We start from the raw sequence: 1,126 nt of genomic DNA on the forward strand, positions 1-1,126 counted from the left end.
GAAGAAAAACCTGTACGCAGAGCCCACCTTCGGGGCGGTTCTGCATCATGATATCCCCGCCATGCGCGCGCATGATGGTGCGTGCCGAGGTCAGGCCCAGCCCCACGCCGCCTGTCTGACGGTTGCGCGATTTATCCAGTCGGAAATAGGGTTCGAAAACAGCATCCAGGGCTTCGGGCGGAATACCAGGCCCGTCATCGATGATCGTGACGACCAGCGCGCCCTCGGCCTCATGTGTCAGGGTGATGTGGGGTGGCGTGGCATATTTGATGGCATTTTCCACCAGATTGGAGAAAACGCGTTTCAACGCATGGATTGGCCCTCGATAGCCGATACGCCCCGGATTGTCGTAGCGTACATCATGCCCCTGATCGGCATAGTCATAGGCGATCGTCTGAAGCAGGCCAGAGAGATCGAAGGCCGTGCTTTCCTCGCGCGCGGCATCTTCGCGAAAGAAGGAGAGCGCGCCATCGATCATGATCTGCATTTCGTCGACATCGCGAAACAGTAGTCTCTGCTGCTCCGTGCAGTCGATGAATTCGCCGCGCAAGCGGATGCGGGTGAGGGGCGTGCGCAGATCATGGGAGATCGCGGCCAGCATGGTTGTACGATCCGCCACGAATTTCGCGATCTGGGCCTGAAGGGTGTTGATCGTCTCTGCAACGAGGCGGATTTCACGCGGGCCGGTTTCGGGGAGGTGTGCCGAGGCAGGCTTGCCGGCGATCTGACGTACGCCATGAGCCAGATGTTCGATCGGACGGGAGAGCTGACGCGATGCGATGAGCGAGACGGCAATGATCCAGAGGGCGAGCATGGCGCCTTCGAGGCAAAGACGCTGAAAGGCATAGAGCCCCCAGAACCTCTGCAGGGCCACGCACAGGATCCAGCTTCCGTCATCGAGCTGAACCCCGGCAAAATACGCATCGTGAAAAACAGAGCGGTCATACGGCAGTCCAGGGAGTAACGAGACCGGATTATCTTCCTGGAATACGGCCATATGGCGTGGCCGATGCCCCAGATGCGGGCTAAGAAAATGCCAGGATTCGCCGACCTCCATCGCCCGGTAATGGCCGTGCTCCAAGGCGAGGGCGAGGGGAGAATGTGGGGCATACCAGGCGAAATGCAG

1 protein-coding gene is annotated in these 1,126 nt (G+C 59.6%); it reads right to left on the bottom strand.

Annotated features, from left to right (window positions below):
• Window positions 1-1,126, bottom strand: a 1,126-nt coding sequence (locus C0V97_RS17535) for an ATP-binding protein (protein WP_127103725.1), incomplete at both ends; no start/stop codon positions are given.

The organism is Asaia sp. W19, from assembly GCF_003994335.1.
Classification (GTDB): domain Bacteria; phylum Pseudomonadota; class Alphaproteobacteria; order Acetobacterales; family Acetobacteraceae; genus Asaia.